This is a genomic window from Vibrio gazogenes (assembly GCF_023920225.1).
Lineage (GTDB): Bacteria > Pseudomonadota > Gammaproteobacteria > Enterobacterales > Vibrionaceae > Vibrio > Vibrio gazogenes.
On the sequence record NZ_CP092587.1, the window covers coordinates 1,589,389 to 1,611,933 of the forward strand.

General features: G+C 40.9%; 21 protein-coding genes and 2 pseudogenes. 19 read left to right on the forward strand and 4 right to left on the reverse strand.

What is annotated here, in order from left to right:
- Window positions 1–8: 8 nt before the first annotated feature.
- The 9 genes from MKS89_RS07180 to MKS89_RS07220 all read left to right on the forward strand — a co-directional run bounded on the left by MKS89_RS07180 (window position 9) and on the right by MKS89_RS07220 (window position 9,087).
- The gene (locus MKS89_RS07180) at window positions 9–776 is read left to right on the forward strand and encodes an SDR family oxidoreductase (protein WP_072957304.1); all 768 of its coding nucleotides are present in this window, start codon (window positions 9–11) and stop codon (window positions 774–776) included.
- A 10-nt stretch (window positions 777–786) separates the two neighbouring features.
- A complete protein-coding gene (idnD, locus tag MKS89_RS07185) occupies window positions 787–1,827 on the forward strand; it encodes an L-idonate 5-dehydrogenase (protein WP_072957306.1) in 1,041 nt (346 codons plus the stop codon).
- Window positions 1,828–1,964: 137 nt separating this feature from the next.
- Window positions 1,965–2,846: a TRAP transporter substrate-binding protein DctP gene (gene dctP / locus MKS89_RS07190; RefSeq protein WP_205409146.1), complete on the forward strand. Its 882-nt coding sequence runs from the start codon at window positions 1,965–1,967 to the stop codon at window positions 2,844–2,846.
- Window positions 2,847–2,860: 14 nt separating this feature from the next.
- The gene (locus tag MKS89_RS07195) at window positions 2,861–3,340 is read left to right on the forward strand and encodes a TRAP transporter small permease (RefSeq protein ID WP_072957310.1); all 480 of its coding nucleotides are present in this window, start codon (window positions 2,861–2,863) and stop codon (window positions 3,338–3,340) included.
- A gap of 4 nt (window positions 3,341–3,344) precedes the next feature.
- Entirely contained in the window at window positions 3,345–4,631 is a 1,287-nt protein-coding gene (locus MKS89_RS07200) for a TRAP transporter large permease (protein WP_072957313.1), read from the forward strand.
- A gap of 114 nt (window positions 4,632–4,745) precedes the next feature.
- On the forward strand, window positions 4,746–5,483 hold the full coding sequence (locus tag MKS89_RS07205; protein WP_198298120.1) for a FadR/GntR family transcriptional regulator: 738 nt from the start codon (window positions 4,746–4,748) through the stop codon (window positions 5,481–5,483).
- A 74-nt stretch (window positions 5,484–5,557) separates the two neighbouring features.
- On the forward strand, window positions 5,558–6,811 hold the full coding sequence (locus MKS89_RS07210; RefSeq protein WP_072957314.1) for an enolase C-terminal domain-like protein: 1,254 nt from the start codon (window positions 5,558–5,560) through the stop codon (window positions 6,809–6,811).
- A gap of 622 nt (window positions 6,812–7,433) precedes the next feature.
- On the forward strand, window positions 7,434–8,075 hold the full coding sequence (locus MKS89_RS07215; RefSeq protein WP_072957317.1) for a LysE family translocator: 642 nt from the start codon (window positions 7,434–7,436) through the stop codon (window positions 8,073–8,075).
- 154 nt (window positions 8,076–8,229) lie between these two features.
- The gene (locus MKS89_RS07220; protein ID WP_072957319.1) at window positions 8,230–9,087 is read left to right on the forward strand and encodes an MBL fold metallo-hydrolase; all 858 of its coding nucleotides are present in this window, start codon (window positions 8,230–8,232) and stop codon (window positions 9,085–9,087) included.
- 206 nt (window positions 9,088–9,293) lie between these two features.
- On the opposite strand, the gene MKS89_RS20895 is transcribed toward MKS89_RS07220, so the two are convergent.
- A complete protein-coding gene (locus MKS89_RS20895) occupies window positions 9,294–9,419 on the reverse strand; it encodes a hypothetical protein (RefSeq protein ID WP_021020410.1) in 126 nt (41 codons plus the stop codon).
- Window positions 9,420–9,576: 157 nt separating this feature from the next.
- On the opposite strand from MKS89_RS20895, the gene MKS89_RS07225 reads away from it, so the two are divergent.
- Complete coding sequence (locus tag MKS89_RS07225; RefSeq protein ID WP_021020409.1) at window positions 9,577–9,774, forward strand: hypothetical protein; 198 nt, start codon at window positions 9,577–9,579, stop codon at window positions 9,772–9,774.
- Window positions 9,775–9,790: 16 nt separating this feature from the next.
- Here MKS89_RS07225 and MKS89_RS07230 read toward each other — a convergent pair whose 3' ends face one another.
- On the reverse strand, window positions 9,791–9,982 hold the full coding sequence (locus tag MKS89_RS07230) for a hypothetical protein (protein ID WP_072957322.1): 192 nt from the start codon (window positions 9,980–9,982) through the stop codon (window positions 9,791–9,793).
- Between the two features lie 105 nt (window positions 9,983–10,087).
- On the opposite strand from MKS89_RS07230, the pseudogene MKS89_RS07235 reads away from it, so the two are divergent.
- The 3 genes and pseudogenes from MKS89_RS07235 to MKS89_RS07245 form a co-directional block, all read left to right on the forward strand.
- Window positions 10,088–10,210 (forward strand): annotated as a pseudogene (locus MKS89_RS07235) (IS3 family transposase); the annotation flags it as partial.
- A 25-nt stretch (window positions 10,211–10,235) separates the two neighbouring features.
- Window positions 10,236–13,502 carry a hypothetical protein gene (locus tag MKS89_RS07240; RefSeq protein ID WP_072957324.1) on the forward strand — a complete coding sequence of 1,089 codons (3,267 nt, stop codon included), beginning with the start codon at window positions 10,236–10,238 and terminating at the stop codon, window positions 13,500–13,502.
- A 34-nt stretch (window positions 13,503–13,536) separates the two neighbouring features.
- On the forward strand, window positions 13,537–13,977 hold the full coding sequence (locus MKS89_RS07245) for a hypothetical protein (protein ID WP_072957326.1): 441 nt from the start codon (window positions 13,537–13,539) through the stop codon (window positions 13,975–13,977).
- Between the two features lie 330 nt (window positions 13,978–14,307).
- Here the strand turns inward: MKS89_RS07245 and MKS89_RS07250 are convergent, their stop codons facing one another.
- Entirely contained in the window at window positions 14,308–15,015 is a 708-nt protein-coding gene (locus tag MKS89_RS07250; protein ID WP_021020406.1) for a GntR family transcriptional regulator, read from the reverse strand.
- Window positions 15,016–15,200: 185 nt separating this feature from the next.
- Here MKS89_RS07250 and MKS89_RS07255 point away from each other — a divergent pair, with 185 nt between their 5' ends.
- The 6 genes from MKS89_RS07255 (at window position 15,201) to MKS89_RS07280 (ending at window position 22,219) form a co-directional block, all read left to right on the forward strand.
- Window positions 15,201–16,118 carry an aminotransferase class IV gene (locus MKS89_RS07255; protein WP_072957329.1) on the forward strand — a complete coding sequence of 306 codons (918 nt, stop codon included), beginning with the start codon at window positions 15,201–15,203 and terminating at the stop codon, window positions 16,116–16,118.
- Between the two features lie 30 nt (window positions 16,119–16,148).
- Window positions 16,149–16,985 (forward strand): pyrroline-5-carboxylate reductase, encoded by an 837-nt coding sequence (gene proC, locus MKS89_RS07260; RefSeq protein WP_072957332.1) that lies wholly within the window; start codon window positions 16,149–16,151, stop codon window positions 16,983–16,985.
- 56 nt (window positions 16,986–17,041) lie between these two features.
- The gene (locus tag MKS89_RS07265) at window positions 17,042–18,022 is read left to right on the forward strand and encodes a TAXI family TRAP transporter solute-binding subunit (protein ID WP_072957334.1); all 981 of its coding nucleotides are present in this window, start codon (window positions 17,042–17,044) and stop codon (window positions 18,020–18,022) included.
- 70 nt (window positions 18,023–18,092) lie between these two features.
- Entirely contained in the window at window positions 18,093–20,696 is a 2,604-nt protein-coding gene (locus MKS89_RS07270; protein ID WP_072957337.1) for a TRAP transporter permease, read from the forward strand.
- 243 nt (window positions 20,697–20,939) lie between these two features.
- Entirely contained in the window at window positions 20,940–21,380 is a 441-nt protein-coding gene (locus tag MKS89_RS07275; protein ID WP_131814881.1) for a hypothetical protein, read from the forward strand.
- Between the two features lie 278 nt (window positions 21,381–21,658).
- Window positions 21,659–22,219 (forward strand): LysE family translocator, encoded by a 561-nt coding sequence (locus MKS89_RS07280; RefSeq protein WP_083571252.1) that lies wholly within the window; start codon window positions 21,659–21,661, stop codon window positions 22,217–22,219.
- A 147-nt stretch (window positions 22,220–22,366) separates the two neighbouring features.
- Here the strand turns inward: MKS89_RS07280 and MKS89_RS07285 are convergent.
- Window positions 22,367–22,540: pseudogene (locus tag MKS89_RS07285) on the reverse strand (IS256 family transposase); the annotation flags it as partial.
- Window positions 22,541–22,545: the final 5 nt, after the last annotated feature.

The following is a 22,545-nucleotide window of genomic DNA, read 5'->3' on the forward strand; positions in this document are numbered from 1 at the left end:
GAGTTAAAATGAATAATATGTTTGATTTGCATGGCAAAACCGCTCTGGTAACGGGTTCTGGTAGAGGATTGGGATTTTCTTATGCCAAAGGGCTAGCGAATGCCGGTGCTCGCGTGATCTTGAATGGGCAGAATGAGGACACTCTCTCTGCTGCTGTCGCTCAATTGAAAAGCGAGGGATTCCAAGTTCTGGGGAAAAGATTCGATGTATCTTCTGAGGCGCAAGTATCAAAGGTATTTGAAGAATTTGACCGGGATGGGATTCATGTTGATATCTTGATTAATAATGCGGGTATCCAATATCGAAAACCCATGGTGGAGTTAGAGCTGGAAGCCTGGAAAAAGGTGATTGATGTCAACCTGAATAGTGTATTTATCGTCTCTCGTCAGGCAGCAAAACGCATGATTGAAAAAGGAACCGGCGGGAAAATCATCAACATCGGTTCTTTGACCAGTGAAGCCGCGAGAGCAACGGTATCGCCGTATACCGCAGCGAAAGGTGGTGTGAAAATGCTGACGAAGGCGATGGCGGCTGAATGGGCACAATATAACATTCAAGCGAATGCGATTGGGCCGGGCTACATCCTTACCGATATGAATGCCGCATTGATTGAGAATAAAGACTTTGATGACTGGGTTAAAGCCAGTAATCCGACTCAGCGTTGGGGCCATCCTGATGAGTTGATTGGCACGGCTGTGTATTTATCATCGAGTGCATCGAACTATATTAACGGCCAGATTATTTATGTCGATGGCGGCTGGCTATCGGTATTGTGAGGAGTAAGTGATGACAGAAGTACAATCAAAATCTTGCATTATTCGTTCAGAACAAGACTTAATCATCGAAAATCGAATTTTGAATCACGAGGAAGACAAAGTATTAGTTCAAGTTGAAGCTGGGGGGATCTGTGGCTCAGATATTCACTACTATCAACATGGACGGGCTGGCGCGTCTGTGATTCAAGAGCCGATGATTATTGGTCATGAGTTTGTGGGTATCGTGAAAACAGCACCAGTGGGTTCCGCTTTAAAAGTGGGGCAGAAAGTCGCGATAAACCCTTCGCAGCCTTGTTATCAGTGTGAGCGATGCCGCAATGGTCAGCTTAATCATTGCCAGTCCATGAGATTTATGGGCAGTGCACAACACTTCCCACACACGCAAGGTGGCTTCACACAGTACGTTTCGGTAAATACCAACCAGTGCTTTCCTTATGACGCATCAATTGCATCTGAAATCATGGCATTCTCTGAGCCATTAAGTGTTGCGATTCATGCCGTGAATAAGGCAGGTAGCTTGATTGGCAAAAAGGTACTGGTTATTGGCTCAGGGACGATTGGCGGTTTAGTGATTGCTGCTGCCAAAGCCGCTGGCGCTCAGGTTGTATTGGGTTGTGATGTCAGTGAGCGTAGCTGTAAGGTTGCAATCGACATGGGGGCCGATCACAGCTTTAGTCCGCTCGATCATGAAGAAGTCACCAAGTATCAGCAAGATAACGGTTACTTCGATGTGACGTTTGAAGCAACAGGGGTTCCTTCAGCCATTCAAACAACCGTTGATTTTACCAAGCCGAATGGAAAATGTATCCAATTGGGAATGGGAAACAGCAGTATTGAATATCCGATTAGCCAATTTCTGGTCAAAGAAATCGAGTGGACAGGCTCCTTTAGATTTAATACAGAATTTGCGGTTGCTGTGAATTGGCTTGAGACAAAAAGAGTTGATCCAACGCCACTGATTTCAGGTGTCTTTAGTTTGGATGATGCAGAATCTGCCATCATTGCTGCTGCTGATAAATCTAAATCAACCAAAGTGATTTTAAAAATTTAATAAGTTAATAATAGCGAAGGCCTAAAATGAAAAACATAATTATATCTCTTGCCCTCGTCTTCCTATTATCATTTCTTATGATAAGCAAAGACTCAAAAGTTTATTCTGCATCTAAACATGGCGTAATAAACTTAAGAATGAGTCAAGTGTCCTCTGAAATGGGAGCCATTGGCAAAACGATGGAAAAATTCTCCCAACTAATATCAGAGCGGACACACGGAAGATACAAAATAAACCTTTTTCATAATGGACAACTTGGTGGAGAACGAGACGCGATTGAAAATATCCAAATGGGTACACTGGACTTAACCGTTGTGAACCAAGCGGTACTCGCAAATTTTGTGAAAGAGTTTTCAGTATTAGATATCCCTTATTTATTTTCCGGTTATGAACATGCGGACCGGATATTCCTCGGTGATGTGGGTCAGCATTTTATGTCACAACTTGATCATGTCGGTTTAAAAGCGATTGGCATTTGGGAGTCGGGATTTAGGAATTTGACTAATAGTGTGCGTCCGATCAACCAGTTGAGCGATGTGAAAAAGCTTAGAATTCGGACCATGGAAAACCAAACCCACCAAAAATTTTGGCGCTATATCGACGCAGATCCGGTGCCAATGGCTTGGTCGGAAGCTTATACCGCAATGCAGCAAGGCGCGATTGACGGGCAGGAAAATCCGATCTTAGTGATTGATACCAATAACGTTGGTCAGGTCAATAAATACTTAGCGATTACAGAACATGCCTATTCAACGGTCTTTGTGATCATGAATCCTGCGTTGTGGCATGTTTTAAGTGATGAAGACAAGAAAATATTTACCGACACCATGAGTGAGATGAATATTTATGAACGTCAATTAAACAGAAGTCTGGAAATTAAATCACTTGAAAATCTGAAACAGCAAGGTGTTGTGGTCACGCATCCAGATAAGCAGGAGTTTATCGACAACTCTAAAGGCTTCAGAGACAGTTATCGTGAAGAATATGGTTCTATGTTAGATAAAATTAAGCATGGTTAAAGAGGATATTAAATATGGAATTGTATAATAAGATAAAATCCATATCTTCGTTTGTATCTGCTGTTAGTTTGATATTGATGGTGTTCGTGGTTTTACTGCAAACTTTTACGAGATTTGTTATTTTCTATAGCTTGCCATGGTCAGAAGAAGCATCGAGATACCTTTTTGTTATCATGATTGTTTCCGGGTTTAATGTCGCTATTTATAATGGCGATATGATAAGAATCAGCGTGATAGATAATTATATTCATGGTCGGATGAAAAAGATAATTGACTATGTAAAACTGATTATATCTATGAACGTTATTTTTATATTTTCTTACTGCGCCTATAAATTTATTCAACTGGGTGTCTATCAGTTGAGTCCGGCAATGCAAATTCCTTTAGCTATTATTTACTTTATTATGTTTGTTGGTTTTTTACTCTCTTTCTTTGCAGTAATCATCAATGGATACGAAACAATGTTTAAAGTGAAAAATATAGGTGGAGAGTAAGATTATGGATTATCCTGCAATATTTCTATTGGTTAGTCTGGTCGTTACATTAATTATCGGTCTGCCTATTACTTGGTCTTTAGGGTTTTCATGTATTGTCTCCATACTTCTGGATGATAAATTACAATTTCTCGTGATTGCACAGCGAATTTTTACCGGGGCAGATAATTTTTCAATGCTGGCTATCCCTGCATTTATCTTAGCCGGAAATATCATGTCAGAAGGTGGGTTATCAAAGCGGTTAGTCGCCTTTGCTGACTCATGCGTCGGGTGGATTTCTGGTGGTATATCCTTGGTTTCTTTGCTTGCTTGTACATTCTTCGCAGCAATTTCTGGTTCGTCGGTTGCGACGACTGCGGCAATTGGCGGTTTGATGTATCCAGAGATGACAAAACGCGGGTATCCAAAAAATTATGCAGCAGCACTACAGGCGGTGGGCGGGACATTAGGGATTATTATTCCGCCAAGTATTGTCTTTGTCATCTATGGCAATATCACCGGAACATCTGTTTCTGAATTACTGATGGCGGGCGTGATTCCCGGTATTATTTGTGGTTTCGCCTTATGTTTATACGCTTACTTTAAGGCCAGAAAAGAAAATTATCCGAAGGAAGATAATTTTAGCTTCAAAAAGTTTTTGCTGTCTTTCCGCTCCGCATCGTGGGCGCTGGTTATGCCACTCGTTATTCTTGGTGGGATCTATGCCGGTGTTTTCACGCCAACAGAATCCGCCGTTGTTGCCGTGGCGTATGGGTTGATCGTCTGCCTCGTTATTTACAAGGAAGTGACATTAAAATCCTCTTGGGAAATTATTCATAGCACCGCCGTCAGTACCGCTAACTTAATGATGCTGGTCATTACCGCCCAGATGTTTGGTTGGTTGATCACCTACTATGAAATACCGGTTATCGTCACTGAAGCATTTTTATATATTGCTGATAACAAATATATTTTCTTGTTCTTGGTGAATATTCTTCTTTTGCTATTTGGTATGTTTATGGAGGTTGGGGCAACCAATCTCATCTTGGCGCCTATTCTTGCGCCGATTGCTATCTCTTTCGGTGTGGATCCGGTGCATTTTGGGCTGATTTTTGTGTTCCTGTTGGCTTTGGGGCAGGCGACACCGCCATTCGGAACGACCATGTTTGTTGCATGTGGGATCAGTAAGCAACCCGTCAGTACGGTGAGCAAAGCGATTTTGCCATTTATCGCGGTCGAGTGGTTGTGTGGTTTACTATTTACTTACATGCCAGCGCTATCGACATGGCTACCATCAATGTTACGAGGTTAAGCTACGAGGTTAAGCGGACAGGCTCATGTCATATTATTGCAGGGTAGTATTAGATTACAGGATAGTATTGGCTGACAACGAAAGTGGTTTACTCACTATTAGTGTTCGATGATAATGTCCTACAAGTTACTGGACCGATTTAATTTTGATATGAGCCTCAAAGCAATTAAAAAACATAATGTCGTAGATGTTGTTTACGATCAGATTAAGGCAAACATTTGTAATAATATTTGGCCGCCGGGTACAAAAATACCATCAGAGCCAAAGCTTGCTGATCTGTTTGAAGTGAGTCGAGTCAGTATTCGTAGTGCTGTTCAAAAGCTGCGGGATTATGGCATTGTTGTGACTTATCAAGGGAAGGGGACCTTTGTTTCCGAAGAATTTGATCAAGAAATGTTTAATCAAGACTTCGTTAAACCAGTCATGCACTTAAGTGAAAGTGACTTTTTCGATATGCTGACATTCAGAAAAACAGTTGAATTTAAGTGCATTCAACTTGCTGTCAAATATGCGACAGAAAGTGATTTGGAAGCCATGGAAAAAGCATTAAGTCAGATGTGGCTTTTCACGCACGAATATAAGAAATATTCATTAGCGGATTACGACTTTCATTTGGCAATCGTGAAAGCATCACATAACAGTATGTTTATATTGGCGATGACCTTGATGAAGGATATGTATTTATACTATCTGGAAGAGATTAATCGTGTGTTTGGTATTTCTAGAAAAAGTATTGATGCTCATCGAGAAGTTTATTTGGCAATTGCTGAACGGAATGCCGAAAAAGCAATTCAGATACTCGATGAAGCGATGGGTGATAACGTGGATGCTTTAGAGAAGTTCGGGGAGTAATCCACATGAAATGTCCTTGAGGACATTTTTTATCGATATAAATGTAGGACAACTGACAAGTTGGAGGCCAGTTCATGAATACATTGAAGATTACAAATGTAAAAACGATTCTTACCGCGCCTGGTGGGATTGACCTAGCTGTCGTTAAAATTGAGACCAATGAACCAGAAATTTATGGATTGGGATGTGCCACATTCACGCAAAGGATTGTCGCTGTGAAAACGGCCATCGATGATTACCTGAAACCGTTTCTGATTGGCAAAGATCCGGCGCGTATTGAAGATATCTGGCAGTCTGCAATGGTCAGTGGCTATTGGCGCAATGGCCCGATTGCCAATAATGCATTATCGGGTGTTGATATGGCATTGTGGGATCTGAAAGGTAAGGTCGCCGGAATGCCGGTGTATGACTTAATGGGCGGGCGATGCCGTGATGGCGTTCCACTTTATCGTCATACCGATGGTGAAGATGAGGTGGCGGTTGAAGACAGTATTCGTGCCGCAATGGAAGAAGGTTATCAATACGTGCGTTGTCAGATGGGGATGTATGGTGGCGCAGGTACTGAAGATCTGAAGCTGATTGCCAACAAATTGGATCGCGCAAAAAACATTCAGCCGAAACGGTCTCCGCGAAATAGAACCCATGGCATTTATTTTGATCCGGAGGCTTACGCGAAAGCGGTGCCGAAACTGTTCGATCACTTACGCAATAAGCTCGGGTTTGGCATTGAATTTATTCATGATGTGCATGAGCGGATCACGCCGATTAATGCATTACAACTGGCAAAGAATGTCGAAGAGTATCAACTCTTTTATCTCGAAGACCCGGTTGCTCCGGAAAATGTGGACTGGTTGAAAACCTTCCGTCAACAAACGTCAACACCGATTGCGATGGGCGAACTGTTTACCTCGCCGAATGATTATAAGCAGTTGATTATTAATAAAGAAATTGACTTCATTCGCTGCCATATCAGTATGATCGGCGGGTTAACCCCGGCGAAGAAACTGGCGGTAATGAGTGAACAGTGTGGTGTGCGCACTGCTTGGCACGGACCGGGTGATATTTCTCCGGTAGGCGTTGCAGCCAATATGCATCTTAGCCTGAATAGTCCGAATATGGGCATTCAAGAATACACCCCAATGAATGACGCACTTCGCGAAGTCTTCCCCGGGTGTCCTGAGATCGATCAAGGCTATGCGTACGTCAATGATAAACCCGGTTTGGGGATCGACATCAATGAAGATTTAGCCAAGAAATACCCAATTGAAGGCGGTATACCGTCATGGACGAATGCCAGAACGCCAGATGGCACCGCGTCTCGTCCTTAGTCCTTTTAAACTCGCTGAACTTATCAAGGTTATCCTGTTAAGTTCAGCGCTTGACGCCGGAAGCGGCACAACAGTCAAGAGCTGCGCAACGTGCAGCTGTATTTGAATAACCTGATTACCACTCATTATGTGCGCTATCATGAGGAGCCGGATGAATCAGATTTGGCATGATGGTTGATTGGTTTATTTAATTTTCGAGCCGCAATTGCGGCTCGTTTTGATCAAGTTCTAAGAACCGGCCCTGCTCGCGGGACTGAATCACATGCTGAGTATCGTAAGTGTATTGTTTGCGAGAAAATTTTAATGATTAAAACGGTTAGGTAATCACTCAATTCTGCCCCATAGTTGGCTAGGCTATTTTTACTTTGCAATAGATTTTGTCGTATTTTGACCTAATTTATCTAATGAAAAATAAAAGAACCATTGTACTCATACACTCATTGAGCCATAGATAATAAAGTGCGGTAATATTGTCTGAATTTTATGAGAATTTATTGATTTTTCATATTTTATTCAATAGGTTAATTTAAATGAAGGCTACAGAAAATAGACCATAGACAGAAACTATAGAAAATAATATGCTGCCTAATAACTGTCCGTTTCTTTAATACAGAGGAATACTATGATTGATGTTTTATCGTTAATTTCAATAGGATTTGCGTTTTTTATTGTGGCGGTTTCGCCAGGGCCGGCGAATATTTCTAATGCAACAATAGCTATGAGTAAAGGTAGAAAAATAAGCCTTGTTTATGGTGCGGGTCTTTCGATGGGTCTTCTGTTGTGGGGTATCGTTGCGGCGAGTGGATTGGGAGTGATTCTACAAGGGTCGGTCTATTTATTGATGTTTCTAAAAATCATTGGAGGGATATACCTTCTATGGTTGGCTTATCTCTCGTTTAAGTCATCTTTTAACTCGGCATCGACAATATCCCAAAATCAAACCAATGAAATAGGGTATAGCAAATGGTTCATACGAGGCTTTGTTCTGAATTCATCCAATCCCAAAACTGTCATTGCATGGATGGCAGCGTTATCTGTCGGTATGGGTGCAAACAATGATATTACCTTTTTAGTTTCGGCAGTGATTACATGCATGCTGGTTGGCTTTTTCGTTAACGCCATTTATTCAATACTGTTTTCAATTAATGGCGTTATGAAGACCTACCAAAAAATTGGTCATTGGGTTGATAGGGTCGTGTCTGGTATGTTCGCGTTAGCTGGATTAGGGCTAGTAATGTCTGCCTTTAAGCGAAATCAAGTATAAACTAGCAAACGTTTAAGGTTTCAAGATATTTTTCTTATCTGAAATGATGCCACTGAATGATTTGAGCTAAGAAGATTTTGTCCAGAGGTGTTTCAAAAAGTCTCTGGCTAACAAATTTCTGCCCCCAAACGTTTTAGTATGATATGGAGAATATATGAAATACATTCTCATCTCGTTTTTAATCTGTTTATTTAGCGTTTCTCAATCTTATGCGAAAGAGTTTATTCCTGAAAAAACTGATAAGAACGGTTATGTAGAGCCTTTTCAAATGTTTGACGATCTGTTTTATGTGGGTGATAAGTGGGCTTCATCATATCTTGTCCGGACAACAGACGGACTGGTACTGATCGAAACACTGGAAAGTCCTTATGGCCGATGGATACCTAGCAACGTAGAAAAATTGGGGCTCAACCCTTCAGATATCAAATACATACTTGTTACAAATGGTCATTCAGATCATGTTGGTAATGCGGAGTATATACAAAGGCATTATGGTAGTAAGGTGGTGATGTCAAAAGAAGAACTCCAATTGGCGAAGGAGCAGTCGACAAAAAGTAAAGGGAAAGGACATTTCGAAGCACCGCACGTAGATGTATTCGTAAAAGATGGTGACCATTTGGTCATTGGGGATACGAAATTTACTTTTTATATTACACCAGGCCATACTAAAGGATGTGTATCTATTGATTTTATGGTTAAAAATGCTGGCATCCCGTATCGAGCTTTTATGGTTGGAGGGCATAGCCCATCAAAGACAGATATTAAACTCGTTGGCGAGTTCATAAAAAGCATGGAAAGGATAAGAACCATAGCCTTACAGGAACCAAAAGTGAGTGTAAATTTAGCCAATCATCCTCACAAAAATCATTTATTCGAAGAAAGAGCACTGGGTATAAATGACAGTAAAAAGAACTATTTCATCGATAGTAAGGGCTTCTTTGAATTTTTAAATAAGCAAGAAGAAATAGGTAAGAAAAAATTAGCAGAATTGCAAGCAAATGCTAATAAATAAAATCACCCGACAGTTATTATGGCGTTATTTTGTTAACTCATGGGTAAATTTTCAAAATACTTTTCCTAATCTGATAGAAACACATTAAGGCAGTGACACTAAAACATTTCTGTTCAGTTCCTTTTTAAAACTGACGGTCCCAAAATTCACTGAAACGCTCATCGGCTGATTATTTTGAGAACTCACATCCAAAATCTCATACTTTTTTAATACTTTTGTCGATCTAAAAACTGATAGCCTGTGAATGCACTGGCAAAATCCAGTGTCGGGATTGAGACCCCTGTATTTTCTTCACAAGACATGTAAAATGCCAGCTCTGCTGATATTTCCATGTAACTTCAGCACACCTGAATTATGGTGGACTGGATAGGGGCGCTTTGGCGCACCGTTTCTTGTGAGCGGTTGTCTCAAACCTGTCCGGTTCGCCACTCAAAGTTTGAGACCTTTGTGTGGTGACGTACCATTCATCACAAGAAGAGGTGACAACCTATGTATGAAACCATCCCTTACGATCATCAATTTGCTCAAAAAGCCCGCGAATACCTGCGCCAGTTAGAAGAAATGTTTGAAGCCGAACAGCGACACAACAGTCAAGAGCTGCGCAACGTGCTGCTGTATCTGAATAACCTGATTACCACCCATTATGTGCGCTATCATGAGGAGCCGGATGAATCAGATTTGGCATGATGGTTGATTGGTTTATTTAATTTTCGAGCCGCAATTGCGGCTCGTTTTGATCAAGTTCTAAGAACCGGCCCTGATCGCGGGACTGAATCACATGCTGAGCATCGTAGGTGTATTGTTTGAGAGAAATTTTGATGATTAAAACGGTGGTAACTGGTTTATGCTCCATTTTAATTTTGGCACGAGCTTCTTGACCATTTTCTCTTTTCATTCCTTGACCTACTTTTTTTAATGGCAGATTATGAGTCTAGTTGAGCACCCATGACTGTATAGACATGTTCTGTAATTTGAGAGTGCAAGGAAAAATAAGACCAATATAACTCGATACATCACGGGCTACTACAGCCAACTCAGGCCACATCAATATAATGGTGGTCTAACACCCAATGAGTCTGAACGACTGTATTGGGGAAACTCTAAAACCGTGGCCAATTTTAGTGACCACTACAGAAAAGGGGTGAAAAATGGGAGCAGAGATAGCAAGTACTTCAAGTCTTTCGCCAAGGGTATTCCTAAAAGCTAGAAGACCAGAGCGTTTTTCCGACTCAATAATAAAGGAAGTAGGTAAACTAGATCGTTCTGTTTTGGAATTTCAGCTGTCTACGCTTAACAGAAGAAATATGGAGTTAGCATTTGAAGATTTCGCTAAAAAACTCTGTGAAAAAGTCATATGTCCAAATCTGCTGGAGCAAACAGGTCCGGTTGCTGGTGGTGATGGAAAGGTAGATACACAAACCTTTCCCGTATCAGAGCAATCTAAAGTTCTTTGGTATATTGGAGTTGATGAAAATTCCAACAACGAACGATGGGCTTTTGCAGTAAGCACACAAGAAGCTTGGAAAGCTAAGTGCAAGAAAGATGTTCGAAAAATAAAAGCTACTGACAGAGATTACAAAAAAGTATTTTGTGTCACAAATATGTATGCAAAAGCTAATCAGCGAAGTGAGTTGGAAGACTCGCTAAAGAAAGAAACTGGAATTGATGTAAGAATTCTAGATATATCTTGGATACTAGATCAAATATTTACTCATGGCTACGAACAGTTAGCGATTGATTGCTTGTCGATTGATATAGATTGGCGCCGAGAAATAGAAATCGGGGTTAATGACTATGCTAGAAATGTAAGGCTAAATGAGCTCGAAGAATCAATAAAAAATGAAATAGACACTAGTAAAGTGCTCCCTCATCAATTGGATTGGTTATTAGAGGTAGCGGTATTGTCAAAGGAGCTCGAAAAACCCTCAATTGAAACGCAGGGTCTTTTTCTAAGAGCCATCAAAGCGGCTGAAAAATTTGGCACAAATTTCCATCGATTTAATGCTCATTATCAGTATGCTTGGGCTGCCTATTGGTGGTTTGAAGACATTGCTATATTTGGTGAGCAGCTATTGTTATGTTTGCAGATAGCGAAAGGAATTGAGCAATCGGGTCAATGGGGAAATACAGTATCGCTTCTTGGCCTTTATTCGAGCTACTATCGAGGTAGTGAGGGTGAAAGTGATTTGGATATCGAATCGCTTCTGTTAGAGGCAAAAGGTGAACTAAATAAGCTTGCAAAAAAGGACGAACGACCCAGTAATTCTCTGATGTCTCGGATCTATATTGAATTGCTAAATTTGCATTCCATCAAGAATATAGACCAAGCTTCAGCCATATTTTCATCAATGCACGAAATTATGAAAGAAGGTGAGAAGTTAGTAGGTTTCTCATTTAATGAACTATCTAACTTGGTTACCGAGCTGGATAGTTTTTTTGGTGAATTAGAAAGTTATGAAAATTTACTTGACTATATCACAGAGTACACTTCACGTCGTGATGGCGAGGTTAGGGGGGCTGTTCTCTGGCTAAAAAGGGGCGCAAGGCGCCTAGAATCTAACGAACCATATCAATCAATAAAGTTAATTGGTAAATCTCTTGCGGCGCTATACAAAAAGGAGTCCAAGAAAGAACTTTATGCTGCATTAAATATTCTTTCAGAGGCTTACAGGAAAGTTGGTTTGCTTTGGGCATCGCGTGCGAATTTATTGCTCGCTGCATCAATAGTTACAGACGAATTTTGGCGTAGCGGTGACATTCTATCTGCTCAAGTATATGCATATATACGGCTTGCTAAAGTTGAACTTCAGTTAGGCCGTGTAAATTACGCTCTCGCATGGTGGGAGCTGGCATCTGTTGCCTCGTCTCTGGTTGAAGAACAAACTATATCAGAAACTGAATATCTTTTTTTCGATGCATATTTGTCTCAATGCATACTCAATACCCCTATCGACCGGCTAAGTTCTATTCAACGATTACCCGATCTTTTGGATAAAGCGCAATTATTCGTTAGTAGATCTATGCTGTTGTATTCACTGGGTCATGAAGATCTTGTAAAAAAAGAGTTTGAATTGAATATAGACGCCGAGTATATAGATTATCTAAAAATGGTTAGAGATACAGATTTAGGTGCATCTGTACCAGAAATAATTGATTGTGAAGAAAGATATGGTCACTTGAAAAGTTATGTTATGGGTTGTGAAATTGGAGTTTCTTTTCCGTTTAGAAGTCCTTTGGTAGAGCTAGCGGAAACACTACTTTCTGTCATAGAAGGTTTTTTCTCAACAGGAATGGTTGATGAAGTATTTGTATACGAGTCTCGCCTTGAAATTGAAATTACAGCCGATGACGATGATGAAATAGAGATATCACATGAAGTAGATGATGCAAGTGGAACTCTAAAAATGAATGTTCTATGTTCATCATTCCCCCCTGATATGTTGAACGTTTCTGGGCAAAAAATTATTCAAGAATGGCTTCATGATTTTGTAATTGACGTATTCTCACGCATGGTTAGGCCCAAAAATACAGAGAGGACTCTGGAATCTATGCTTGGCGAAGACAGAGCTCTAGAGCGTTCTGTATCATTTGGGTCATGTTTTGTTGGTTTGCAAAATATAATGGGTAATGATGCCGTTAGTCGTATTAAGTCTCTTCTGCGTGATTCTGAACACAAAAAATACGACATGCTACGTTCGTTGCCATGGGATTCTAGCTTTCCAAAGTCTAAACCGGCGAGCAAACCATTGAGCGATTTGAAGCCTGGCAACGGAGAGCCACCCGAAGGGTTGATTGATGGTGAAAGCTTGACCCATAAAGATATGAAGGTACAGGATCTTATCAAAATAAGGTTGTGGGATAGAACTGTATGGTGTGGGACTGGATATGCAATTTATCCTAATGGAGATATTGAATTAACTTTACTTTTTGAAGATGAAAAAGCTGCAGAAGTTATTTTTGCAGATTTAGAAAATGAAATTGGTAGTGAAGACAGAGAAGATCGATTAAGAATATCAATTATTAGAAATATTGACCGAAAAAATCCTGCACATTACAGAGTTTGTATTAGTGAAAACTTCACTTTTGACTCGAACAAAACTGTTCAGATGATTGCCAGAAAAAACACAATGACCCCTTCGACATCCGAAAATCTTAATAGGTTTCTATCTGCGTTTGATGAGCGGAAAAGCTATATTTTGAGCTATGCAGTAGTTAGGAATGAACGGATTATAGAGAACTCATTAGCGAAGAAAAAATCAATCCGAAAATTTGACATTAATGTTTTAGAGGCATGGAAGATAGGGCCTAATGATATAGAAGTGATGGCTATTCATTCAGATGATGACCCTCTAATCCCAGAAGGTGTATGTAATGCTCCTATAATTGAGTCTCTAAAAAGGAAGTTTAGTCATTGAAGCCTTATAACAAGTCAAAACACGCGGTAGAATAATGAAAACTGAGCAGATAGAAGAAATTGCAAAAAGGTTTAGACAAGCGATTTTATCGTTTCCTAAATCGGCTTTTCCGTGGAACTCATCAATGGGTATTTGCCAATTTCCAACAGCTTGCTGCGGTGATACATCACAAACGCTAGCAACATACATTTTCGATCAAACAGGCATTATATACAGTTACGTTCATGGTCGGGATGGCGGCGACGATGGAGAAATTGGATCTCATGCTTGGCTAGAGTACGGAGATTTAGTAATAGACATTACAGCTGATCAGTTTAATGATAATGGGTCCTGTCATGCTGAGGTCTACATTGGGCCTAGAACTGAGTGGTATAATTCGTTCGAACTTAGCATTGAACCAGACGGGCGACATTCATCACTAACGGACAAAGGTAGTCTGGATGATGTCTACGCGAGAATATGCAGTGGGCTATAACAAGAGCTAAAGGCCTCAATATACTTTTACTAATATGACAGAAACGAGTTATAGCAATAGTGCTAGCTCATTTCTGTCCAGAAGTGATTTAGTAGAGCGTTAGGTCTGTTTGTGCACTTTCAACAACTGGCAGTTTCACAAGCTACGGGTTGGCCCATTCAGTTGGTCAGATCGTCAATCATTCAAAAGCCCCAAACAGAAGTACTAACGAACGGCTCGATTTTTATTTAAATAGGCGTGAATGGTTAACATCGCGATTTTTGGTTTAGTATCCCCATTGGGATAATTGGTTCAGACCCATTACTCCCATATGGTTTAAGGGGAACAAATTTAGATAGCCTTCGCGTTACTGGAATCAATGGATTCCTGAATAAATCCGACTAACATTTCCACTTTACTATAACCTTGTTGCATGTGGTCTTTTACGTGATTAAGCATTAAATCCAGTGAATCGCCACAGGCAAGTGCAACGTAAGTATCATGAGCATCTACGCGAGGACCTGAACGATTATGAGCTTTCTGATGTAACGTAAAATAGAGGTGTAAACGTCCTCTCAATCTTTTCCATGTATCCTGCAGAAGAGTATGTCCACAATATTTATATACAATATTATGTAATTCCAGTTCCTCTATAATTGTGGCGTCTCTGTCTTCTTCTTTTATAGCCTTGGTCAATTTATCGAGTTGTTGCTTCATTTCAGTATAAAACTCAGGAGTACGTTGGTCCCAGACCAGTCTAAAAGCAAACTGTTCGATCTCTGTTCTGAACGTGTATAGCTCCTGAATTGATTGGACAGAAATATTGGCGACGTAGGTCCCTGTATAGGGGATAGTCTCAACCAGTCCTTGATCAACCAGTTGTCTGATGGCTTCTCTTAACGGTCCTCTGCTAACGCCTAACTGAGAGGACAACAGGGATTCTGTTAATTTGGTTCCCGGAGTTAAATCCCCTCGAATAATGGCTTCTCTCAACTGTTCTGCAACATTAGAGCGTAGGGTTCTGTCTTTAGTTATAGGTTTTAGATTTGTAATACTCATAGTTTCACTAATGCTCAATGGAACGGTACTTATTAAACGATTTTACTATCAAAACTTAACCTATTTGGGTTATTTAGTAAACAGTGATTTGTATGATTGTCAACAATCCTACTGTTGACATGTTTGTTTTTTGGTCATAGCATGAAACAAAACGTTAACATTCCATACACATTCAAGGAAGAAGTATGTCATCACATTCGTTTAGTGCTCACGCTTCAGAGGAAGATATTAGAAACGACTCGATATTAATTTATGTCAATGGAAAGTTGGTGCCGAAAGAAGAGGCAATGGTTTCTGTTTATGACAGTGGATTCATGTTGGGGGACGGTATCTGGGAAGGTCTCAGAGTGTACAATGGTCAAATTGCTTTTCTTGAAGACCACCTTGATCGTCTGTATGAATCGGCAAAAGTTCTCGATATCCCGCTAGATATGCCAAGAGCGGATTTGGTAAAAGCGTTATATGGAACGTTAGAAGCTAATAACATGGTTGATGATGCGCATCTAAGACTGATGGTTAGCCGAGGTAAAAAGCGTAAGCCTTTTCAGGATCCTAAACTGACCATAACCAAGCCGACAATAGTTATCATCGCTGAGCACAGTAAACCAAGTCAGGAAGTTGTCGATAAAGGTATGTCTCTGTTTACGGTTCATGTCGTCAGGGGACAGCCAAACAGCCAGGATCCTAAGCTCAATTCCCACAGCAAACTTAATTGCATAACGGCTCTTATTCAGGCTCAGAAAGCCGGTGCCGATGAAGCGTTAATGCTTGACCCACACGGTTTCGTAAGTACCTGCAACTCAACAAACTTCTTTATTATCAGAAAAGGTGCAGTTTGGACATCTTCTGGTAAGTACTGTATGAACGGAATCACTCGTCAGAAAGTGATTGACGTATGTCACGCAAATAATATTCCTGTTTATGAAAAAGACTTCTCATTATTCGAGGTTTATGGTGCCGATGAAGCATTTACCACGGGTACGTTTGGTGGGCCGGTCCCTGTCATAAATATCGATGGCAGAGTTATTGGGGATGGTGTCCCCGGAGAGGGAGTCATGAAGATTCGCCAACTCTATAAGCAATTGGCGTCAAATTTGAAGTAACTTGTTCTGATGATGAAAGGGAATTGAATTATGACTCAGCCACAAAAAATGACAATGCTGGTTATTGGTGGAGGCAAAATGGGTGGTGCCATCATACAGGGCTGGTTGAAAACAGGACTCGATGCATCACACATTTATCTGGTGGATATGAACGAAAGTGTATTAAGCCAATTTAAACAACTCGGCATTAATACATATAAGCCTGATGAAATTGAACAGTTGCGCTCAGTTAACTTCAGCGATGTTTTACTCGCACTAAAGCCACAGATGATTGGTGCTTTTGCACCAGATTATCGTCAGCTTGTTGGTTCTGATACCTGCCTCATGTCGATTGCGGCTGGTGTCAGCATTGAACAATTACGGTCTATTTTTACCAGCGCTGCAAGTATTGTCCGTATCATGCCGAATACACCTGTGCTTGTTGGTAAAGGTGTCGTGGTTGCTTACACGGATGCGGGGCCGGAGATTAGAGATAAAACCGCGGCTTTGTTTGAACCGTTAGGCAATTTTTACTGGTTAGATCATGAAGATCAGATGCATGCGGCGACAGCGGTTTCTGGAAGTGGCCCTGCTTATATTTTTTACTTCTGTGAGTGTTTTATGGATACAGCAACCAAAATGGGGTTGCCTGAAGATTTAGCACAAAAAATCGCAAAAGACACCTTTATTGGGGCGGCAAAAATGATTGAGCAACAAGAATCATCGGTCGCAGAGTTACGTCAAAATGTGACGAGTCCTAACGGTACAACACAAGCCGGATTAGAGAGATTAGCTCACGGTGGTCTTATCACTGAGCAAATAAAAGCCTGCTGCGAAGCTGCTTGTCAGCGCAGTATAGAAATTTCAATGGAGTTAAGCAGTCAGTAACGAAAAATCTTAATCGGTAAAAGATCTTTATACGTATTTAACAGGGAAGATAAATCATGAAGCATTTTATTAGGAAACATATTGTTACCGCAGCGATAGGTTCGATGGCAGTCATGTCGCACACTACTTTTGCCGAAGAGGTAGAACACTTTTCTATAGGAACGGCTGGCCAGACAGGGGTTTACTACGTTGTGGGTGAGTCTATCTGTAAAATGGTCAACAGAAATAGTGATACTCATCATTTACGTTGTTCTGCTCCCTCAACAGGTGGTTCAATTGCAAACCTGAATTCAATTCGTTCTAACGGCCTTAACTTTGGTATCGTTCAGTCTGACTGGCAGTATCATGCTTATAACGGGACTTCGAACTTTAAAAAAGCAGGTCCGTTTACAAAATTAAGATCTGTATTTTCACTTCATTCTGACATCTTTACTTTAGTTGTTAGAGATGACGCTAATATCCATTCATTTGAAGAGTTGAAAGGGAAAAGGGTGAACATTGGTAACCCAGGTTCAGGTCAGAGAGCAACGATGATGAATGTGATGAAAGAGTTCGGGATGACAACCGATGATTTCAAACTGGCTGGTGAGCTTAAATCTTCGGAACAATCTCAAGCTTTGTGTGATAACAAGATTGATGCTTTCGTAATGGTAGCAGGTCATCCGGTTGCTAATGTAAAAGAAGCAACAAGTACTTGTGCAACGCACATCATCAATGTTGATGGCCCGCATATCGACGATTTGGTTAAAAAGTATCCTTACTATAGTGCGGCGACTATTCCTGGTGGAATGTACGAAGGTACCCCTGATGATGTAAAAACATTTGGTTTGAAAGCGACCCTAGTCACCTCTACGGATACGTCAGATAAGGTGGTTTATAACTTAGTTAAAGCAGTGTTTGAAAACTTTGCTCGTTTTAAACGGTTACATCCAGCGTTCTCAAGTTTAGAACCTGAAGATATGATCACCAAAGGACTATCAGCACCATTACACCCTGGCGCAATCCAATATTACAAAGAACGAGGCTGGATGAAGTAAGTTTTAATTTATCTATCCGCCAAATTATTTTGGCGGATATTGATGTAAGTAATTTGTAATTGGGGTTTACATGGACGTTGTGAAAAGTCAGTCGAATAGTGCCGAACTGGATGAATTGGTGACCACAAATGATGTCGGGGGACGACATCCTCAAAATATGCAGCTTAAAGTACTGGTTTCGGTTGCATTTGTTTGGGCTGTTTTCCAGCTTTGGATATCATCATCGTTACCTTATATGATCGATACCAGCCTGTTGCGGTGGAATAGTAACCAGGCACGTTCAATACATTTAGCGTTTGCTATCTTTCTTGTTTTTTTAAGTTTTCCTGCAGGTAAAAATTCCCCCAGAAACCGAATCCCTGTCATAGACTGGATTTTGGCTGTTTTAGCGGCTATATGTGCGAGTTACTACTTTATCGAATACGATGCTATTGCAACTCGCGTCGGGGCTCCCATCATGCAGGATATTGTGATTGCATGTATTGGTATTCCTCTTCTGTTTGAAGCGGCGAGACGTAGCTTGGGGATTACATTACCTTTAATTGCCACTGTCTTCCTGCTCTACAATGCCTTTGGCAACCATATGCCAGAAATCATCGCTCATAAAGGTTTCACATTGAGTGAAATAGTAAACCATCAATGGATTACGACTGAGGGTGTATTTGGTATTGCGTTAGGTGTTTCAACCGATTTCGTATTCTTATTTGTACTGTTTGGGTGTTTATTAGATAAAGCTGGCGCCGGTAGCTTTTTCATTAAGCTTGCTTTCTCGTGCATAGGTCACTATAGGGGTGGGCCTGCTAAAGCTGCGGTCGTTGCGTCAGGATTAACGGGGTTAATATCAGGTTCTTCTATTGCTAACGTTGTGACCACGGGTACTTTTACAATTCCAATGATGAAGAAAGTTGGATTCTCTTCAGAAAAGGCGGGTGCCGTTGAAGTCGCTGCATCTGTGAACGGACAAATTATGCCGCCAGTGATGGGAGCTGCGGCCTTTCTGATGGTGGAATATGTAGGTATTAGCTATTTAGATGTTATAAAACATGCTTTTCTTCCCGCACTGATTTCATATATAGGCCTTGTGTATATCGTTCACTTAGAAGCGCTAAAGAGCGGTATGGAAGGGCTTCCGAGAACAACACCGAATACTGGTGTTTTACGTAAAATAACCGGGTTCCTGTTTGGTTTCCTTGTCGTCAGTTTAATCGCACTTTTCGTCTATTATGGATTGGGCTGGGTTAAAACAGTAACTGGAGACTCGTCCTTCTATGCGGTCTCATTACTGACCCTTGCTGCTTATGTCGGATTACTGTTTATCAGTTGTAAATATCCGGATTCTGAAAGTGATCAAGAAGATGATATGACTCAATTGCCTCCTCCGAGACAAATTCTCTTTTCAGGGATGTATTATTTCTTACCTGTGGTGGTTTTAGTATGGTGTCTTATGATCGAAAGATTAAGTCCTGGTTTGAGTGCATTCTGGGCATCCGTTCTGACCATCGTGATTATTCTGAGTAAACCGGCACTAGAAGCTTACTTCAGACATCGTGCGTCTATCCCTTATCTGAAAGGGATAAAAGATCTGTTTGACGGCATGGTCAGCGGTGCCCGTAATATGGCCAGCATCTCGATTGCAACAGCGACGGCAGGTGTCATCGTGGGTGTTGTTTCACAGACGAGTGTCGGTTCAGTATTGGCCGATCTTGTAGAAGTGCTGTCATTTGGCAATATCACGCTGATGCTTTTGCTGGTTGCTTTCCTGTGTATCATTCTTGGTATGGGTTTACCAACCACGGCTAACTATATCGTTGTCTCTTCTTTGATGGCTAACGTCATTGTAGAAGTTGGTGCTTCTAATGGTTTGGTTGTTCCGCTTATCGCCGTCCATTTGTTCGTTTTCTACTTTGGACTTATGGCAGATGTCACACCACCCGTTGGTCTTGCTTCGTTTGCCGCGGCTGCTGTCTCGGGTGGTAAGCCGATTGGTACTGGTATTATTGCGTTTCAATATGCATTAAGAACTGCGGTGCTGCCTTTCTTATTTATCTTTAACTCTGATCTACTGTTGATTGATGTTGGCTTTGTCCATGCCGTGTTTATCTTCATCATTTCAACATTAGCAATGCTTCTTTTCACGTCCTCAACTCAGGGGTACTTCTTATGCCGTTCTAAGTGGTGGGAAAGTGCAATTTTGTTATTGGTCGCCTTTAGTTTGTTCAGACCTGGTTTCTGGATCAATAAATTTGAAGATCCGTATCAATACGTTCAAATCGCACAATATTTGAAACAAAATGAAGAGATAAATGCGGGCACACCAATACGGGTTCATGTTGACGATGAAGATCAGTCAGGCAAACCGAAGGAATCTGTTTTGATGATCATCCCTTATAAATCAGGAAGTGTTCATGAGATATTGAAGAATGCTGGCCTGAATATTTATCAGGATAAGCATACTGTAGAAGTTGACAGTGTTGAAATTGGGAGCAGTGCTTACGAGGCAGGCTTTAAACCATTCCAGGTCATTACTGGCGTCGATCAGGCCAGGCCTCAGCCTTCTCGTCTGTTCGTCTATATTCCATGCTTGTTCATTGTATTTGCTGTTGGATTAATTCAAAGAAGAAGAGCCGGTACTAAGAGATTAAGGAAGTATAAAAATCAAGAAGTGGGGGCCTAATCCTGTATAGGCCTGTTGGCCCATCGGTTCCTCAACCTTTGGGCCCTTTTCTCAAGGATTTTAAAGATGTTTTCCCTCGACTCTATCCGTAGCCGTGATACCTACTGGCTAACAAAGAAACCCTAACTGATGATTTTTGGGCAGGTATATTCTGTCCAATTCCTTTTTAAAATTGACTGTCCCAAAATTCACTTCACAAGCTACTTTTTGACCCAACTGATTTATTACATCTAGTATAAAAAAGTGTCTATCCATTGGTTGGCCATTCAGTTGGTTAGATCGTCAATCATTCAAAAGCCCCAAACAGATCCTCAATGCCGGGGAGGGGCTTTAGGGGATGTACCGAAATTGCCCCCTGTCAGGTCGATAGAAAAGCCACAACTAAATCAATCCGGGATGCTGAGTTTTACATTGCCTGATTCAGATTTGGTAATGATGCGTGGTGCTGGCTTTACTGATAGTGGAGACATTATTTTAGAGTCATTCCCAATTCACCTTGATTTAAAGGATATTTTAATTTCTGCAAAAATCAGAGGTGCTAAGGTCGTCATTCAGGTTCCGGATTTGCAGCAAGTGCCATCAATTGATTCAAATTGCGTATCGCCGGATTTGTTTGAGCAGTATCTATCTCACCACCGGCATACCATCAGGATACCTATCGATCTGAGTATTCGAGGCATTTAACCGATGGAAAACTCTTTCGTCGGAATGATGTTGTTGACGAATTAGCGGTCCAACTAAGACAAAGACTAAATCCACATGAGCGCATCATTGCAGGTATTGGTTTACCCGTCGCTGCAATCAACACGATCAATGATCCATATGAGAAATACTGTGTCTCTGTTGGGAGGAAAGGAAAGAAAAAATTTCAATATCACAAAAAGTGAATGGGTGTGTTATAAACATAACTGTAACACTGATGTTAAATATATTTTGGCTTAGTTGAGGTAAGGATATTCCTAATGGTTGAGTATAATTCCCTGTTTGCTTTTTTCGTTTTAGCAGTTGTTGCAACCCTGTCACCCGGACCTGCTGTTTTGTTGGCAATATCGAATGGTGCCAATCTTGGCGTCAGAAAGGCTGTGATTGGTATCTTTGGTAATGTATCAGCCATGATTTTCTATGCGACGTTCGCATCGCTAGGGATGGGGGTTCTGATTAACGAAGGTGGAGAATTTTTACTGAGATGTATACAGTTTGCCGGAGGACTCTATTTATGTTACCTCGGTTATAAATCCATCGTGTCAGTAAGGACGAATAAACCCCTTTCAGAACCCCAGCAGTCACAAGGGCTCTCTGTATTCACAAAGGCTGCACTTGTGGGATTATCAAATCCAAAGGCTATTATTTTCTTTTCTGCACTTTTTCCTCAATTTATTAATAATCAGGGCGATTTTTTAGTTCAAACGACAATATTGACCTCGATCTTTGCTGGTTGTTCTTTTTCAGCACTCACGATGTATGCATTCCTTTCTAGCAAAATATTTGTTGGCAGAAATAATAAATGGTTTAATTATTATTAATAAACTATCTGGTGTCATATTCATGTGTTTTGGTATTGTACTCATGGGGAATAGTATAAAAAATTAAGCATAAGATGGGAGGATAGGGCAAGGTCGTGAACATTATTTGAACAAAACAGATCAGTTTGACGATCACATCTTGCTGTAGCCATTTTTACGGTTTGGTTGCTCGTAATCTTCCAGATGTTGTTCGAGTTCCGCCTTTAAGGCGGTTTCGGTGAGCTGTTTGATGAGAGGAGTAAGAAAGCCGTCTTTGCCAGTCAGGTCTTGTCCCGACTGAAGAGCTTTAAGCGCTTGTTCTAGATCGAAGTTTGTGGTTATGTGTC

What these genes read in the sequence shown, in the direction of transcription:
- MKS89_RS07215 (WP_072957317.1), top strand. Translation starts at nt 7,434, where the DNA reads ATGATTGATGTTTTATCGTTAATTTCAATAGGATTTGCGTTTTTTATT.
- MKS89_RS07220 (WP_072957319.1), top strand. Translation starts at nt 8,230, where the DNA reads ATGAAATACATTCTCATCTCGTTTTTAATCTGTTTATTTAGCGTTTCT.
- MKS89_RS07225 (WP_021020409.1), top strand. Translation starts at nt 9,577, where the DNA reads ATGTATGAAACCATCCCTTACGATCATCAATTTGCTCAAAAAGCCCGC.
- MKS89_RS07210 (WP_072957314.1), top strand. Translation starts at nt 5,558, where the DNA reads ATGAATACATTGAAGATTACAAATGTAAAAACGATTCTTACCGCGCCT.
- MKS89_RS20895 (WP_021020410.1), bottom strand. Translation starts at nt 9,419, where the DNA reads ATGGAAATATCAGCAGAGCTGGCATTTTACATGTCTTGTGAAGAAAAT.
- dctP (WP_205409146.1), top strand. Translation starts at nt 1,965, where the DNA reads ATGAGTCAAGTGTCCTCTGAAATGGGAGCCATTGGCAAAACGATGGAA.
- MKS89_RS07250 (WP_021020406.1), bottom strand. Translation starts at nt 15,015, where the DNA reads ATGAGTATTACAAATCTAAAACCTATAACTAAAGACAGAACCCTACGC.
- MKS89_RS07200 (WP_072957313.1), top strand. Translation starts at nt 3,345, where the DNA reads ATGGATTATCCTGCAATATTTCTATTGGTTAGTCTGGTCGTTACATTA.
- MKS89_RS07245 (WP_072957326.1), top strand. Translation starts at nt 13,537, where the DNA reads ATGAAAACTGAGCAGATAGAAGAAATTGCAAAAAGGTTTAGACAAGCG.
- MKS89_RS07230 (WP_072957322.1), bottom strand. Translation starts at nt 9,982, where the DNA reads ATGAAAAGAGAAAATGGTCAAGAAGCTCGTGCCAAAATTAAAATGGAG.
- MKS89_RS07255 (WP_072957329.1), top strand. Translation starts at nt 15,201, where the DNA reads ATGTCATCACATTCGTTTAGTGCTCACGCTTCAGAGGAAGATATTAGA.
- MKS89_RS07270 (WP_072957337.1), top strand. Translation starts at nt 18,093, where the DNA reads ATGGACGTTGTGAAAAGTCAGTCGAATAGTGCCGAACTGGATGAATTG.
- proC (WP_072957332.1), top strand. Translation starts at nt 16,149, where the DNA reads ATGACTCAGCCACAAAAAATGACAATGCTGGTTATTGGTGGAGGCAAA.
- MKS89_RS07180 (WP_072957304.1), top strand. Translation starts at nt 9, where the DNA reads ATGAATAATATGTTTGATTTGCATGGCAAAACCGCTCTGGTAACGGGT.
- MKS89_RS07280 (WP_083571252.1), top strand. Translation starts at nt 21,659, where the DNA reads ATGGTTGAGTATAATTCCCTGTTTGCTTTTTTCGTTTTAGCAGTTGTT.
- MKS89_RS07240 (WP_072957324.1), top strand. Translation starts at nt 10,236, where the DNA reads ATGGGAGCAGAGATAGCAAGTACTTCAAGTCTTTCGCCAAGGGTATTC.
- idnD (WP_072957306.1), top strand. Translation starts at nt 787, where the DNA reads ATGACAGAAGTACAATCAAAATCTTGCATTATTCGTTCAGAACAAGAC.
- MKS89_RS07195 (WP_072957310.1), top strand. Translation starts at nt 2,861, where the DNA reads ATGGAATTGTATAATAAGATAAAATCCATATCTTCGTTTGTATCTGCT.
- MKS89_RS07205 (WP_198298120.1), top strand. Translation starts at nt 4,746, where the DNA reads ATGTCCTACAAGTTACTGGACCGATTTAATTTTGATATGAGCCTCAAA.
- MKS89_RS07265 (WP_072957334.1), top strand. Translation starts at nt 17,042, where the DNA reads ATGAAGCATTTTATTAGGAAACATATTGTTACCGCAGCGATAGGTTCG.